The organism is Aliinostoc maniaoense (assembly GCF_058172895.1).
This window is the reverse complement of the sequence record NZ_CP187952.1, coordinates 5,617,913-5,634,395: the sequence shown is the minus strand read 5'-3', so window position 1 is coordinate 5,634,395 and position 16,483 is coordinate 5,617,913. Positions and strand designations below refer to the sequence as shown.

Sequence of the window (16,483 nt, the reverse complement as noted above, 5' to 3'; positions counted from 1 at the left end):
AACCCATTTTGTGCTATCTCACCCAAATATACTGTCTTATGGCTATTCTCTAATCTGTCTTAAGGCTCATGATCAAAGATAGTGTACACTCAAGCGATCGCTTTTTCTGATTTTTGATTTAATAGCGGAGAAAGAATATTTTGGCTCGAAAAAACTAATTTAATTGTTCATGATTAACAGCAGAAAAAAAAGCATCAATGATGCTTGATGCCTTCAGTAATTCAGCAAATTTTTACAGTGTAATAAATTACACTATCATCATAGCTAACAAATTTTCGATTTTTAACTACTGCTTTTTACGTTCCAGTTGATATAAACCAGCAGTAAAAGTACCAAATATTAACAAACTCAAAAGAGAGGCTGGTTCAGGAACGGAAGCAATTGTAATATTATCAAGCAATAAGCCTGATAATCGCGGTTCACCATTATTACCTACATTAAATACCCCAAATGCCAAGTTAGTTTCTCCTGTAGCATTAAAAATATGTGAAAATTTATCCCAGGTAGTTTCTTGTTGAAAAGGGAATGTTTCTTCATTACCAAAAGAAGAAGGTAAATTAAAGGAGATGGGTTTTAAGTTAGATTCTAAAGCACTGCTCAATAGTTTTACCGTATCTCCTATCTTGACAAAAGCAAAGTCATTTTCTGTTAAATCATTACTCAGAAAGTTCCAGTCAAAACTTAATATATCTCCAGCGTTAACTGTGAATGTTTGTTTGATAGCAGAACCTCCACGCACCTGATTATCTTGTAAGAAGTTATCTGTTAAACCCAAAAAAATTTGCAAAGAATTAGGTGATGTTCCTTTAGAGATCATCACAGCAGCATTACCTTGTGCTGGACTATTACCTAAATCTGTGGAGGGAACAACCAAAATGCGATTCTTCTCATCTTCAGTCGTATTTGTTGTTAACCAACTATTGAAATTATCTTCAAATCCAGTATTACGAATTAGAGCGTTTGCAGGTGTTAAATTTGTAGAAATACTAAGCACTGCACCACTGGCAACAATGATTGATTTCAGGATAATATTAGTGAACATTATTTTATTCCTAGAGGTAAATAATTGCTAAGTGAGCATGAAATATTTACCCGCTCATTATGCGAGGAATTACCAAATATAAGCATCAACCCTTTGATACTTGCAAAACCTGAATTAACTCAATATTTGTAGAATTTTATACAATTAATATTAAATAATTAGAATTACATTTTTCTACTATTAACTGATAAATCTAATGCACCCTACGAATTATCATCGTGGCTGACAAATGGCGCGATCGCCTGGCGTAATATTCTTGTTATAGTGAAGATAATTACTTATACGGGTGCATCCTTGCTGCATCAAATCATCTAAATCTAAATTCCACAGCATCACCCCAGTTTCTTCACCACTCACCAAGACTTTACCATCGGGACTAAAACTAACACTATTGACTTTACCCCCATTTCCTACCAGGGTTGTGAGTAATTTAGCGTTTGTTATATCCCAGAATTTGATGGTATTATCAGCACTACCAGAGGCGAGAATTTGACTATTTGGGATAAAATCGAGACTAGTTACACCGTCTGTATGTCCCGTGAGGGTTTGAATTAATTCCCCATTGGGGATTTGCCAAAGATTAATGGTATTATCCCAACTAGCGGAGGCTAATATTTTACCATCAGGGCTGAATTTTACAGAGGCGATCGCTAAACCATGCCCTTGTAAATCTTTTACTAATTTACCGTCAGTAACTTGCCATAATTTTACTCTATTGTCAGCACTTCCAGACGCTAATAATTGCCCATCAGGATTAAAATTAATACTCGTGACTTCATCAGTATGTGCTGTGATTGTTCTCAATAATTGACCTGTTGATAATTGCCAAATTTTGATAGTTTTATCCGCACTACCACTAGCAATTAACTGATTATCTGGACTAAAAGCAATACTTGTAACTCTATCTTGATGTCCTTTAAGTGTTTGGATTAAAGTTTGTGTTTGCAGATGCCAAACTTTAATAGTTTTATCAGCACTAGCCGTTGCTAAGGTTTTACCATCAGGACTAATACTAACAGCTTGAATTATATCTTCATGGACTGAAAATGTAATTACTGGTGACGCATTAATATTTTGTTTGCTTTCCCAAATCGTAACTTTACCGTCCCATCCCCCGGCAACGAACATTTTACCATCTGGAGTAAATTTTACATCTTTTATATGGCTTAATTTTGGTGTTTCCTCTAGATTTACTTGCCAAATTTTAATAGATTTATCTCGACTAGCGGAAGCCAAATATTTACCATCGGGACTAAAGCTAACATCCTTAACTTGCTCACCGTGTCCTGAGATAGTTTTGAGTAATTGCCCATCTAATCCCCAGAGTTTAATAGTTTTATCCGCACTAGCAGAAACTAAAATATGATTATTTGGGTGAAAAGCAATGTGATTAACTTGGTCATTGTGTGCTGCTAAAGTTTGAATTAATTCCCCTTGTTGATTCCACAGTTTAATAGTTTTGTCACGACTAGCAGAAGCTAAATATTTGCCATCATGACTAAAATTTACATGGGTAATACTAGCTGTGTGTCCGGGGATAGTTTTAATTAATGTGCCGTTATCTGCGCGCCAAATTTTTAATAAATTATCTTCACCACCAGAGGCGATGATTTTACCATCTGGACTAAAAGCGATAGAATTTATCCAGCCATTATGAGCATTCCAACTATTAATTAATTTACCGTCGATTTGCCATAACTTGATAGTATTATCAAAGCTAGAAGTAGCGATTTTTGTACTATCGGGACTAAAAATTACAGCAGTAACTATATCTTGATGTGCCGGAATACTTTTGATTAATGTTAGACAGCTTGGGCTAGATTGATGATGATTGCTGTTTAAACAACTGAAATTAAAAGCATATATTTTTATAGTATAGTCAGCACTAGCAGCAGTGAGATATTTGCCATTGGGACTAAAGGCGATCGCAGTTAATCTGTGTTGATTTATAATACTCTCAATTAATCGCCCCTCCGGCGACCAAATTTTGATAGTGCGGTCATCACTAGCGGAAACTAAAACTTTACCACTAGGATGAAAAATGATAGAATTGACTTGTTGATTATGACCAGGAAACCGATTAATTTCTTGAGTATTAGTGAGAGCTTGTTGCAAAATTGCTGCGGTTGTCACTTGCATATCTTTAGCTGGTGCAAAAACTTGTTTGAGTTCTCGTCCAGCTTTAACACTAGCCATCACACTTTCTAATTGTTGATGGGATAACAAAAACGCCTCAGAAGCAGCATTTAAAGCCGCAACTTCCCGTAACTGCGCCGCACGTTTCTGCACATAAGCCAAACCACCGAAACCACTAGCAGCAATTCCCAAAACACTAATAATAGCTACAGCCTTTTGTGCTTGTCGGAGACGCTTTTTCTGTGCTAATTGTTGTTGTTGACGAGCCTCTAAACAAGCAGCAATAAAATTTTGCACATCAACAGATAACTCATCTGTATATTTCACATAAATTTCTTCAGCTTCCCCCAGACGCACACCCTGTAATAAAAAATCTGATTGCTGATGATTTTGTTTCCACAGAGTAGCCGCTTGCTCAATTTGACGTTGCGATCGCAGTCTACTACGATTTTCCTCCAACCACCAGCGCAAAGTTGACCAATGGCGAATGAGAATTTCATGCGCTACTTCAATAGTCACAGACGGACTTGGGAGTTGGGAGTTAGGAGTGAGAGTAGATAATGTAGAAATTCCCCCTTGTCCCCCTTGTCCCCCTTGTCCCCCTTGTCCCCCTTGTCCCCCTTGTCCCCCTCGTCCCCCTCGTCCCCCTTGTCCCTCCAGTCCCTCCTCCTCCAAACCCACAACCACCAACTTCGCCGCCGTCAACACCGAGAGAGTTCTTTCTACTAACTCATCAGGATATTTCTTCACTACCAACTCAGATTTCAATACCCGTCTTCTCGTGTCTTCCGTGCCTTCCCCTAACTGCGTCAACGACAGAAAAATCCATCTAGCACATTCTTGCCCTGGGGAATCTAAATTTTCGTAAACTTCCTGTGCCTTACGTTCCAACGCGCCTTTAATACCGCCAATTTGTTGCTGATAAGCTGTCAGCGTTAACTCCCCAGCTTGCCGGTATTCCCATAACTGTTCTAAGACAAATTCCAACAGGGGTAAATCTCCCGCCGAGTGGTTTAACTCCTGAAGCAAAATTTCCACCAGTCCCGACTCAACCTTTAAACCCACCTGTTCGGCTGGGTTAATAATCACACGGCGATAGTCATCATCACTTAAATTCGGCGGCACTAATATACTAGATTGTTGTAATAAATTAGCTAGTGCAGGTACTTCCAAACAAGCCGCAATAAAATCGGCTCGCACCGTCACCACCAACTTAAACTTATCAGAGGCGTACTCTATAGCTCCCAGCACCAATTCTAAAAATCGCCGTCTATCTTCACTAGGCGCAAGGGTGAATAATTCTTCAAACTGGTCAACTACTAACACTACCATTGGTTCTGGACGACTCCGCAACCAATACACAAACCCTTCCACCCCTTGGTAAAGCATGGCTTCTAGGACTGGGGAATTGGGCATCGGGAATGGGGAATGGGGAATTGCTCCCTTGTCCCCCTCGTCCCCCTTGTCCCCCTTGTCCCCCTTGTCCCCCTTGTCCCCCTTGTCTCCCTCGTCTACCTTGTCCCCCTTGTCCCCCCTGCTCCCCTGCTCCCCTGCTCCCCTGCCCCCCTGCTCCCCTGCTCCCCTGCTCCCCTGCTCCCCTGCCCCCCTGCTCCCCTGCTCCCCTGCCCCCCTGCTCCCCTGCTCCCCCAACCCTCGCGCCAACACTTCCAACGGACGCGCACCAGGACGAATGGTTTTAATTAACCAGGAATCACTATCAGGTAATTGTTTTCCTAAGCGGAGTTGAGAAATTAGTCCGGCTTGAACAACGGAGGATTTACCGCTACCAGATGCACCGACTACTGCTAAAAATGAGTTATGGGCAATGTGAGCAATTAACTGTTGAGTTAAAGATTCTCTACCGTAAAAATATTGAGCATCTTCTTCACTAAAGGCTTTTAAACCGCGATAGGGACAAATTTTTAAATCTAAAGTTGCGGATTTTTGGGGGTTGCGTGTGCCAGTGGTCGCGGGGATAATTTCAATTACGCCTTGTGTACCTGATAGCCAAATTTGCAGAGGTAAAGAGGGGGTAATTTGTGGTTGTGTAGCTAAATGAATTTGTAATTGGGTAATCCAAGCTGCCACTGATAAACCATTAGATAAAGAAGCTGTTTTGAGAGTTTCTATGAGTCCTTGAGCAAAGAATTGTGGGTTACTTTTGGGACTAGTGCCAGCAATAATACATTGTCCGGTAGCAGAGTTTAATTGTAAATCTTCTATCCATTCCGGTAATGATATAGTATGCGTCCCGACTGGACAATCTAGGATGATAATTTGTTGGGTTACTGTCGAACGGTGTAACTGTTGTCTGAGCCAAGCACGACTCAACCAAATATCATCTAATAATACTAATGCTGCTTCACCGGTGGGGGTTTCTTCTACTCGTCCCCGCAGATATAATAAAGCGGTAATTTGTTCTTGTGTTTGATATGTTTGTGGTTGATTGCTAGCACGTAAACATTCTTTGATAGTTTGGCGGATATCTTGAGTTGTTGTATTACCAGTCCGGGGTAAATATTCTAATTCAAAAGCTCCGGCAGTTCCCAAGATTTTACTAAATTCTAGTGCTGTTTGTGATCCGATTAGCCCCTCAATTACTAAGGCTTTTCTAGGGGGAGTTGATTGAGCGATCGCTGGAATTTTTCCAATGATTAATTCCCCTATACCTTCCACAATACGTTTCGGTGTTTGCAGGGGATATTCACTATAAAGTTCCGTATCTCCTTTACCTCGTTTTTGTTGGTTAATTAATCTTAGCTGTTGGTTAGTTTTATCTATATATTGCAGTGTTTGGTGATAAACATAGCGATATAAACCATCAGCCGAAATCACCCCTTGATTATCAGCCGCATCTCCTTTTAAACCCCGCATTAAATAATATGTAAATACCCCATGTCCTAGTTCGGGAAACTCCCATGATAGCTGGTCTGTATCACAAGAAAGTAAAGCATAAAAACCTTTACTTTTAGCGGCGCGTTGCTGTAAAACTGCTAATAATTGTGGTGTAGGATTTAACCCCCTTAAACTCATACCCCCACTATGACAAGCATCGAGCCAAACTATCTGATTCTGCACACCACTATTACTTAATAACTCTAATAATTCCTTAACCGCTAAACCTGTAGTTTCTAAATTATCTTTTTGAGTATCAGCCAAACATAAAAATGCTTGTTGTGTCTTTGGCTGTAACATTCCATGACCAGAAAAATAAAATAAAATTGTGTCGCTAGGTTGAGCAGAGGCAGTAATTTGCTGCAAGCGGGTGCGAATATGAGTTAACAGTGGTAACTCTGTTGCAAAATCATGGTAAATATTAAGTTCTTTTTGCGAAAATTGCTCTTGAGTTGCGCCAGTCAAAGCTTCTGCTAATACCTGACAATCAACTGCCGAATAACGCAGAGATGGCAGTTGTGTATCCTGGTATTGGTTCACTCCCACCAGTAGCAACCACAGTTTCGGAGTGATTGTTTTCTTGGTTTGATGAGAACTACTGGTAGCAACGGCGCGTGGCATTTTAGTTAAGGAAAAATCAACTCTAAATTAAGATACCTTGTCTTCATTAATTTGTTAGGGTTGCCATTGTATTTTTATGCAATCACAAAAGTTTGTAGTCAGGGCTTTAGCCCTTCTTTCAGGACTAAAGTCCTGACTACGAACTCAATTAGAGTAATTTTACTAGCTTTTATACTCTTTGGTGCGTTACGGCTTACGCCTAACACACCCTACTGAGATTTTCCCCATTTGCTACTAAAAAATTATGGGGAAATATTCAGTAATTTTACCGTTTTTTAGGCTTTTCTTAATATTGAGCAAGTAAATTTTCGGTGTTTATTTACACAAATGTTATTTGTGTCGATTTTTGAGATTTTTCACCATTTTGCTCACATATTAATCATTATGGCAATTTCCCTAAGTAATCCATACTTCCAAGACTTTGATAGCCTCAGCACAGCTAACACAACTTGGACGGATAACCAAACTATTCCCAATTGGTACAGTAGCCGCACCCTCATTAATGCCGGTACAGGTTCTAATAACACTGGTAGTCTTTACAGTTTTGGTGCAGCTAGTGACTCAGATAGAGCTTTAGGTTCAGTCGCTTCGGGTTCGACTGGGACTATTTTCTACGGTGCGCGGTTTGTGAATGATACCGGCACTACTCTGACATCTTTATCTATCAGCTACATTGGTGAACAATGGCGTAATGGTGGTAACACAACACCACACACACTAGACTTTGCTTATCAAATTGGTGCTACCAGCATTAATTCAGGAACTTGGACTGATGTTGATGCCCTAGATTTTACCAGTCCCATTGCTACCAGCACAGCAGGGGCATTAAATGGTAACGATAACAGCAACCGTGTTAGTGTTTCAGGTAATATTACTGGCTTTTCTCTTGCTCCTGGGGCAGAAATTTGGCTACGCTGGAGTGATGTCAATGATGCTGGTAATGATCACGGGTTAGGAATTGATAACTTACAGGTTGCTACTACTGTCTTACCTGGTGTGAGTTTAATTGAGTCTGGTGGTAGCACCAACCTCACCGAAGGAGGTACAACGGATACCTACACGATTGTACTCAATACTCAGCCTACCGCAGATGTAATCATTACAATCACCCCTGATTCCCAAACTACAACCGACACTACTAGTCTTACTTTCACCCCGGCTAACTGGAATATACCCCAAACGGTGACAGCGATCGCAGTTGATGATTTACTAGTAGAAGGCACACACACCAGTGTTATCAGCCACAGTGTTACTAGTAGTGATAGCAATTACAACGGTATTAACATCGGCTCAGTCACCGCTACCATTACTGACAATGATGTTGCCCTCTCTATTACCAAAATTCATGAAATTCAAGGCAATGGTGCAGCTTTTAACCCTGGTTTTGGGGGTATTCGCACCATTGAAGGCGTTGTGGTTGCGGCTTTCCCCGGTGGTTCTGGGTTAAATGGTTTCTTTGTGCAGGAAGAAGACGCTGATGCTGATAATGACGCGGCAACTTCCGAAGGTATCTTTGTTTTCGACCCCACAGGACAATTTGCTGGTAATGTGGGCGATAAAGTCCGAGTGACTGGCACTGTGAGCGAATTTACCAGCAGTAGTGGTGGTAATACTAGCAGTCTTACCCAACTGTCTCAAGTCAGTAGGGTTATTAATTTGGGTGCAGATACTCTCCCAACAGTAACTAACATCCAGTTACCTGTAACTGCTGTGGCAGACTTGGAACGCTATGAAGGAATGTTAGTTAATATCAGTGGGGCTAGTGGAGATTTAACTGTTACTGAACATTTTCAACTCGGCCGTTTTGGTCAAGTTGTACTCTCAACTACTGGAGATAGTAACCAACCCGGTACAGATGGCAGACTAGAACAGTATACCCAATTCAATGACCCCAGTGTTGCCGGTTACGCTGCTTATTTAGATGAAATTGCCAAACGGCGGATTATTCTAGATGATGGTAGAGGTACTCAAAACCCTGACCCAATTCTTTTTGGTCGTGGTGGTCAACCTTTAAGTGCTACTAATACATTACGTGGTGGTGATACCATCTCTAGTATCACGGGAGTTTTAGACCAACGTTTTGAAGGGTATCGGGTGCAAACTTCAACCGGCGTAGACTTTACACCCGCTAATCCTCGTCCAGAAACTACACCAGATGTAGGTGGTACACTCAAAGTTGCTAGCTTTAACGTTCTCAACTACTTTAACGGTGATGGTACTGGTAGCGGCTTCAATAGTCCTGAACAACGGGGCGCAGACAATCTGACTGAGTTTAACCGGCAGCGTCAAAAGACAATTGCTGCTATTCTGGGATTAAATGCCGATGTTGTCGGTTTAATTGAAATTGAGAATGATGGCTACGGTGCAAATAGTGCCATTCAAGATTTAGTCAACGGACTCAATGCTGTTGCTGGTGCAGGTACTTATGCTTTTATTAATCCTGGACTATCTCAATTAGGTACGGATGCGATCGCTGTTGGTTTCATTTATAAACCAAATAGTGTCACCCCCGTAGGTGCAGCCGCTACAGTCGCCGATGGTTTTGGTCAAGGTGCTTTTGATAACAATAATCGTAAACCCCTAGCCCAAACTTTCCAACAAAATTCCACAGGCGAACAATTCACCGCCGTCATTAATCACTTTAAATCTAAGGGTTCGAGTTCTGGAGGTGTCGGTGATGCTGATGCTGGAGATGGCCAAGGTTTATCTAATGGGACACGGACTCGTGCCTCTCAAGATTTAGCCGCATGGTTAGCAACCAACCCCACTGGCACTACTGATACAGATTATCTCATTCTCGGCGACCTCAACGCCTACGCCCAGGAAGATCCCATCAAAACCTTAGAAAATGCTGGATATAATAACCTCCTACCCAATACCACATATTCCTATGTGTTTGATGGTCAGTGGGGTGCTTTAGACCATGCTTTAGCTAATTCCTCCCTAGCTGCACAAGTAAGTAATGCTGTCAAGTGGTATATTAATGCAGATGAACCGAATGTTTTAGACTACAACACCAACTTTAAGTCAGTAGGACAACAAACGAGCTTATATAGTCCTAATGCCTTTCGTTCCTCAGACCATGACCCGATAATTGTAGGGTTAAACTTAAATACCGCACCCGTAGCTGTGAATGATACAGCCACAACTGATGAAAACACTGCCGTTAACATTAACGTCCTGACTAATGACAGTGATGTCAATGGTGATGCCCTGCAACTGAGTTTATTATCTAACCCTGTCAACGGTACTGCTGTTGTCAACGACAATGGTACACCCAGCGACTTTGCTGATGATTTTATTATCTATACCCCCAACACTGACTACGTTGGTAGCGATAGTTTCACCTATAGCATCAGTGATGGTAAAGGTGGCAGTGCAACAGCATCTGTGAGTGTAACTATCAATGCCAGTGGCGGTATTATTGGTACTCCAGATAATGATATCCTCAGAGGCACTAATGGCGATGATCTCATCCGGGGTTTGGCTGGAAATGATCTTTTACTAGGTCGTAATGGTAGTGACATCATCTATGGTGGCGACGGTAATGATGTGGTGAATGGAGGCAATGGTGATGATAGCCTCTACGGTGACAATGGCAATGATATTCTCTTAGGGGGTAACGGTAACGATCGCCTCTATGGTGGTGATGGTAATAATATCTTACTCGGTGGTAACGGCGATGACTTGCTAGTTGGTGGTCAGGGATATGATTTATTCACTGGTGGTAGTGGGCGCGATCGCTTTTATTTGAGTGATACTAGAACTGGAGAGTTTGATATTATTACTGATTTGAGAGTTCGCCAAGATACAATTTTAATCTCCAAATCAGAATTTGGACTCAGCCAAGCTTTAGGTACACTCGATCCTGGACTATTCCGCCTTGGTAGTAATGCCACAACAGCAAGCGATCGCTTGATCTACAACAATACTACAGGTCAACTGTTCTTTGATGAAGATGGCATCGGCAACATAGCCCAAATTCAGATAGCTTTATTAGCTAACCAAGCACGAATCTCACACACTAATGTAAGTGTGGTTGCTTGATAAAAGGCAGGGAGCAGGGGGCAGGGGAGCAGGGGAGACAAGGAAGACAAGGAAGACAAGGGAGACAAGGAAGAAATATTTATCCCAATGCCCAATGCCCAATGCCCAATGCCCAATGCCCAATGCCCAATGCCCAATGCCCAATGCCCAATTACGAATTATTCAAAACACAGATCATAATCTTCCTTGGTAATCTGGGGGCTAGTGGTGAGATAATCAGTTAAGCGATCGCAGGCTTGATTGAGTAATTGATCAAGTACCAAGGTTTGCAGTTCTATGCCTTCTAAATTCCACAACTTCACTGTCGCATCCTGTCCACCGGAAACTAACAATTTACCGTTGGGACTAAAGTTAACACTCCTCACACCTCCTTGATGTCCTTGGAAGTTAGCTAATAAAGTGCCGTTGTTCACATTCCATAATTTAATCGTGCCGTCATCGCTAGCAGAGGCGACAGTTTTACCATCAGGGGAAAAATTCACATTAAACACTAAATCATTATGCCCCTGTAAGGTTTTTAATAAATCTCCATTAAAGTTCCACAGTTTTACCGTTTCATCCTGACTTGCCGAGGCAATTGTTTGAGTATCAGGGGAAATGTTCACACTCCAAATACTTGCGCTATGCCCTTGCAGAGTTCTCAGCAGCTTACCATCTAAACCCCAGATTTTGATGGTTTTATCTGCACTAGCGGAGATGATATTTTTGCCATCTGGAGTAAATTTTACATCTGTCACCCAACCATTATGTCCTGATAAAGTATTGAGTAGGCGACCATCTAAACTCCAAAGTTTAATGGTTTTATCTGCACTACCAGTAGCCAGGATTTTATTATCAGGACTAAAACTCATACTCGTTATCCAATGATTGTGGTTTTCCAGGGTACGGAGTAAAGCCCCATCTTGGTTACGAATTTGGATACCTTGACTTGTGCTAGCTAAAGCAACTATATTGCGATCGCTACTGAAGCTGACACTAGTCACATCAGCAAGAGGAGAAACTAAGGTTTTAATTAACTGTCCCTCTAAATTCCACAGCTTCATAGTATTGTCGCCACTCAAGGAAATCACCGTCTCACCGTTATTGATGAAACTCACATGATTGACGCTGCCTTTATGCCCATAAAAAGTTTTGGGTAAAATTCTGTTGACATTCCACAGTCTGACGGTGTTGTCATCACTAGCGGAAGCTAAAATCTTACTATCTGGGTGAAAACTGAGACTGTTAACTTCATGATTATGCCCTAAAAAAGTTCCCAACACATTCCCATCCCGTGACCATAGAATAATAGTCTTATCAGCACTAGCAGTAGCAATCATTTGCCCATCGGGAGAGAAAATTACTCGCCACACTCCTTCTTTATGTCCTTCTAAAGTTCTGAGTAAAGTCCCGTCACGCGTCCACAGTTTCACGGTATGATCTGCACTAGCAGTAGCAATAGTTTTACCGTCAGGACTAAAACTAACACTCCGTATTTCTTTGGTGTGCGCTGGTATAGTCGTCAACAAACGACCATCAACACTCCACAATTTAACTGTGCCGTCATCGCTGGCGGAGGTAAAAATATCACCTTGTGGAGAAAAAGCCACAGAATTTACCCCCCCAGTATGCCCAGTGAGGCTGAAAAGTAAATTACCCTCACGAGTCCAAACTTTTAAGGTATTGTCAGCACTACCAGAAACCAGAATTTTACTATCTGGGGAAAAACTAATACTACTCACCGCGCGAGTATGGCCTTTAAGGGTGGTGAGCAATTTACCGCTACGATTCCAGAGTTTAATTGTACTGTCGGCACTAGCAGAAGCCAAAGTTTCCCCATTTGGAGAAAAAACTACACTATTGACTGCATCAGTATGATCTGTGAGAGTATTGAGTAACTTACCATCATTGCGCCATAAATGGATAGTGTTATCAGCACTCCCAGAAGCCAAAACTTCCCCATCTGGAGAGAAACTGACACTTGTTACCCAAGAATTATGACTCAAACGGTTACGCTCCTGGGTACTGTAGACAGCTTGTTGGAGAATAGTTGCAGTTTTATTGCGGACATCTGGGGGAAGTCCGAGGTTAATTTTTTGGACTTCTTTCCCTGCTTGCACACTAGTTAATAAAGCTTCTAACTGCCTATGGGAAAGTAAATAGTTTTCCGAGAGGGAATTTAAAGCTTGAATTTCTTGTAATTGAGCATTTTGGGTTTGTTGGTAAGCAAAAACCGCTAAACCAAAAGCAGTTAATCCCAGAGTGCTGATAATAGCTACAGCCCTTTGTGCTTGTCGGAGTCGGTTTTGTTCCCTTTGCTGCTGTTTACGTCTAGCTTGTAACCCAGCCGCAATAAAATTCTGTACATCTAAAGATAACTCATCAGTGTAATTAATATATATTTCTTCTGCTTGTGCTAACCGCACCCCTTGCAGTAAAAAATCTGGTTGACGGTCATGTTCCTTCCAGAGAATAGCAGCTTGTTCAATTTGACGATGCGATCGCAATCTACTGCGATTTTCCTCCAACCACCAGCGTAATGTTGACCAATGGCGAATAATAATTTCATGGGCTACCTCAATAGTCACCCCAGGAGTAGACACTGGCGACTCAACAGAAAAAGCATAACCCCCCCCTTGTCCCCCTTGTCTCCCTTGTCCCCCTTGTCTCCCTTGTCCCCCTACCTCCACTCCCCACTCCCCACTCCCCATCACAACTATCAACTTAGCAGCCGTTAATATCTGCAATGTTCTCTCCACCAAAGCCACGGGATATTTATTCACAATTAACTCTGATTTCCCTACCCGTCGCCTCGTATCTTCTGTACCTTCCCCCAACTGTGTCAATGCTAAAAAAATCCACTTAGCACATTCTTGCGCTTCTGAATCTAAACTTTCGTAAACTGCTTGGGCTTTCTTTTCTAACGCACCTTTAATTCCCCCCAAATGTTGCTGATATGCCTGTAAAGTCATCACACCATGTTCTCGGCATTCCCACAACTGTTCTAGGACAAATTCCAATAACGGTAAATAACCAGGAGAGTAATTTAACTCCTGTAATAATACTTCCACTAACTCTGGTTCTACGCTTAAACCCACCTGTTCCGCCGGATGAGTAATAATCCGCCGATATTCTTCTTTCGTTAAACTAGGCGGTAGTAAAATACTCGACTGTTGTAATAACTGCGCTAATTTTCCGACTTCCAAACAAGGAGCAATAAAATCTGCCCGTAAGGTAATAATTAATTTAAATTTTTCCGACACTCTCGCCAGTGTTCCCAAGAGAATTTCCCAAAATCTTTGTCTATCTTCACTAGCCGCCAGGGTAAATAATTCTTCAAACTGATCTACTACTAAAACTACCATTGGTTCAGGACGGTGATTCACCCAATGCACTAATCCTTCTACTCCTTGATACAGCATTGCCTCTAACTGCATTTGCTGGTAGGCTTTTTCTCTTTGAGTGCCACTATCCACCATCCGCCATGATAAAGCCTCTAGAGGATGTGTACCAGGACGAAAGCTTTTTATCCACCAGTTTTGACTATTTAGTAATTGTTTACCTCGGCGCAATTGCGCTATCACACCCGCCTGCACTAAAGAGGATTTTCCACTTCCAGAAGCCCCCACCACAGCAATAAATGATTTTCTCTCTAACTCAGCAATTATTTGTTGTGTCAGAATTTCTCTACCGTAGAAATACTGAGCATCTTCTTCCCCAAATGCTTGTAAACCACGGTAAGGACAAATCCCCAAATCAATATTAACTGGTAGCGGATTACTCCTATTCCCTGTACGGGTGGGGATAATTTCAATCACCCCTTGAGTACCAGATAGCCAAATCTGCAAAGATAAAGCAGTTTCACTAGAGATTTTCTGTAATTGGCTAATCCAGGTAGCAGCTGATAAACTCGGTTGCTGTTGGGCTGCTGCCAAAGTAGAGTGTAAAGCTTGGGCAAATTGTTCCGGGTTATCTGGAGATGAAGCCGCAGCAACTATACATTGTCCTTGCTCAAATCCCAATTGTAAGTCTTCTACCCATTCTTGTATGGGTGACTCAGTTTCAACTACTAAGGGAGTATCTAAAATAATAATTTGTTGAGTATAGGGAGAACGTCGTAGTTGTTGCCTTAACCAAGAACGACTCAGGCGGGTATTTTCTCCCAATACAAGTATAGGTTCTCCTGCCTCCGTTGCTTCTAAATGTCCCCGCAAATATAACAAAACAGTGCTGAAAGTCTGCGGTTGATTTTGGGGTGCTGATTCTCTAGTTTGTAAACAACGTTGAATTATAGTTTGTAAATCTTCACTACTATTGTTTTTTGGCCAATACTCGACATCAAAACCACCCACAGCCTGCAACAGTTTACTTAATCCCAAAGTATTCTGATTTGTTGCTAATCCTTCTATAACTAACGCTTGTCGGGCGTAAGCTGATGCCATCAAGGCAGGTTTGACACCTATAATTACCTCACCAACACCTTCAACAATACGCTTGGGAGTTTGTAAAGGATATTCAGAATAAACCTTGCTCTCTCCCCTAGTACGATTTTGTTGATTAATTAACCGTAATTGTTGGTTAGTTTGTTCAATATATTGTTTTGTTTGATGATACACATAACGATACAGTCCATCTGCATCAATTAAACCTTGAGTATCCGCCGCCTCACCCCGCAAACCCCGCATTAAATAATAAGTAAATACCCCATGTCCCAATTCAGGAAATTCCCAAGATTGTTGATTAGTATCACAGGAAAGTAAGGCGTAAAATCCTTTACTTTGTTTTGCCCTTTGCCGCAGTAAATCTACTATCTGGGGTGTGGGGTTGGGTAAAGCGGTTTGTACGGTGTCACTTCTTGCACCTCTAAAAGTCAGGCTACCACTATGACAAGCATCCAGCCAGACTAATTGAGTCTCGGCTTGACTATTACCTAACAGTTGCAAAAGTTCTTGTAATGGTAAACCAGTATTAAGCAAGTCATCGGTTTGGGTATCTGCTAGACACAAAATCGCCTGCTGGCAATTCGGTTCTAGCATTCCGTGACCGGAAAAATAAAATAAAATTGTGTCTTGTGGTTGGGCTGTTTGCGTAATTTCGTCTAAACTGTCACGTACTTTAGATAATAGGGGCTGTTGAGAGACAAAATCATGATGTACCCATTCCTTTTTGTGAGGAAAAGCGTGAGTCGCATCAACTAAAGCCTCTGCTAACCCTTGGCAGTCAACAGCTGAGTAGCGCAATGAGGGAAGTCTCTCATCTTGGTATTGGTTGACTCCTACTAGCAACAACCAAAGTTTCGCTGCTCCTGTTTCTAGAGTATGAGTTAGATGACTTGTAGCAATACCGAGTGGAGACATTGTAAATTTAAGATTAGTGATTAATTGTTATTTGTTATCTTCTACTACACCCTGAAACCCTGATTACGCTCTTGGAAGCAGGGAACACAGGATTTTATTACTATACTGACATATTGTTTTATGTAGTTGTGTAGTGATCATGCCAAGCTGGCTTAATTCTGTTATTTTATGACAGTTTTATTATTAACAACTTTTGCAAAGATGGCAGTTAGCCATATTTGCAAATCTCACTATAGATAGTTTTTTCTATTTTTATTCAAAAAAATGTGTAGTTATTTTTCTATTTGCCCATTATTCAGACCTATGTATGAGATAATAACAAGTTTATATATACAAAGAATTTAGTCAAAGTGGCAACACAGATAAAATTAACTCTGGTATAGTGTTGACATTCAAGCGATCGCAC

5 protein-coding genes are annotated in these 16,483 nt (G+C 41.4%); 2 read left to right on the top strand and 3 right to left on the bottom strand.

The annotated features are described in order from the left end of the window. Window positions 1–286: 286 nt before the first annotated feature. Entirely contained in the window at window positions 287–1,042 is a 756-nt protein-coding gene (locus tag ACPZ3T_RS24615; protein WP_490272064.1) for a hypothetical protein, read from the bottom strand. A 213-nt stretch (window positions 1,043–1,255) separates the two neighbouring features. Continuing rightward, window positions 1,256–6,694 (bottom strand): nSTAND1 domain-containing NTPase, encoded by a 5,439-nt coding sequence (locus tag ACPZ3T_RS24610; protein WP_490272063.1) that lies wholly within the window; start codon window positions 6,692–6,694, stop codon window positions 1,256–1,258. A 384-nt stretch (window positions 6,695–7,078) separates the two neighbouring features. On the opposite strand from ACPZ3T_RS24610, the gene ACPZ3T_RS24605 reads away from it, so the two are divergent. Both ACPZ3T_RS24605 and ACPZ3T_RS24600 read left to right on the top strand, forming a co-directional pair. Continuing rightward, on the top strand, window positions 7,079–10,741 hold the full coding sequence (locus ACPZ3T_RS24605) for an ExeM/NucH family extracellular endonuclease (protein ID WP_490272062.1): 3,663 nt from the start codon (window positions 7,079–7,081) through the stop codon (window positions 10,739–10,741). After that, window positions 10,734–10,934: a hypothetical protein gene (locus ACPZ3T_RS24600; RefSeq protein WP_490272061.1), complete on the top strand. Its 201-nt coding sequence runs from the start codon at window positions 10,734–10,736 to the stop codon at window positions 10,932–10,934. The genes ACPZ3T_RS24605 and ACPZ3T_RS24600 overlap by 8 nt, the downstream gene beginning before the upstream one ends. On the opposite strand, the gene ACPZ3T_RS24595 is transcribed toward ACPZ3T_RS24600, so the two are convergent. Next, window positions 10,900–16,077: an nSTAND1 domain-containing NTPase gene (locus ACPZ3T_RS24595; protein ID WP_490272060.1), complete on the bottom strand. Its 5,178-nt coding sequence runs from the start codon at window positions 16,075–16,077 to the stop codon at window positions 10,900–10,902. The genes ACPZ3T_RS24600 and ACPZ3T_RS24595 overlap by 35 nt on opposite strands. Window positions 16,078–16,483 lie beyond the last annotated feature (406 nt).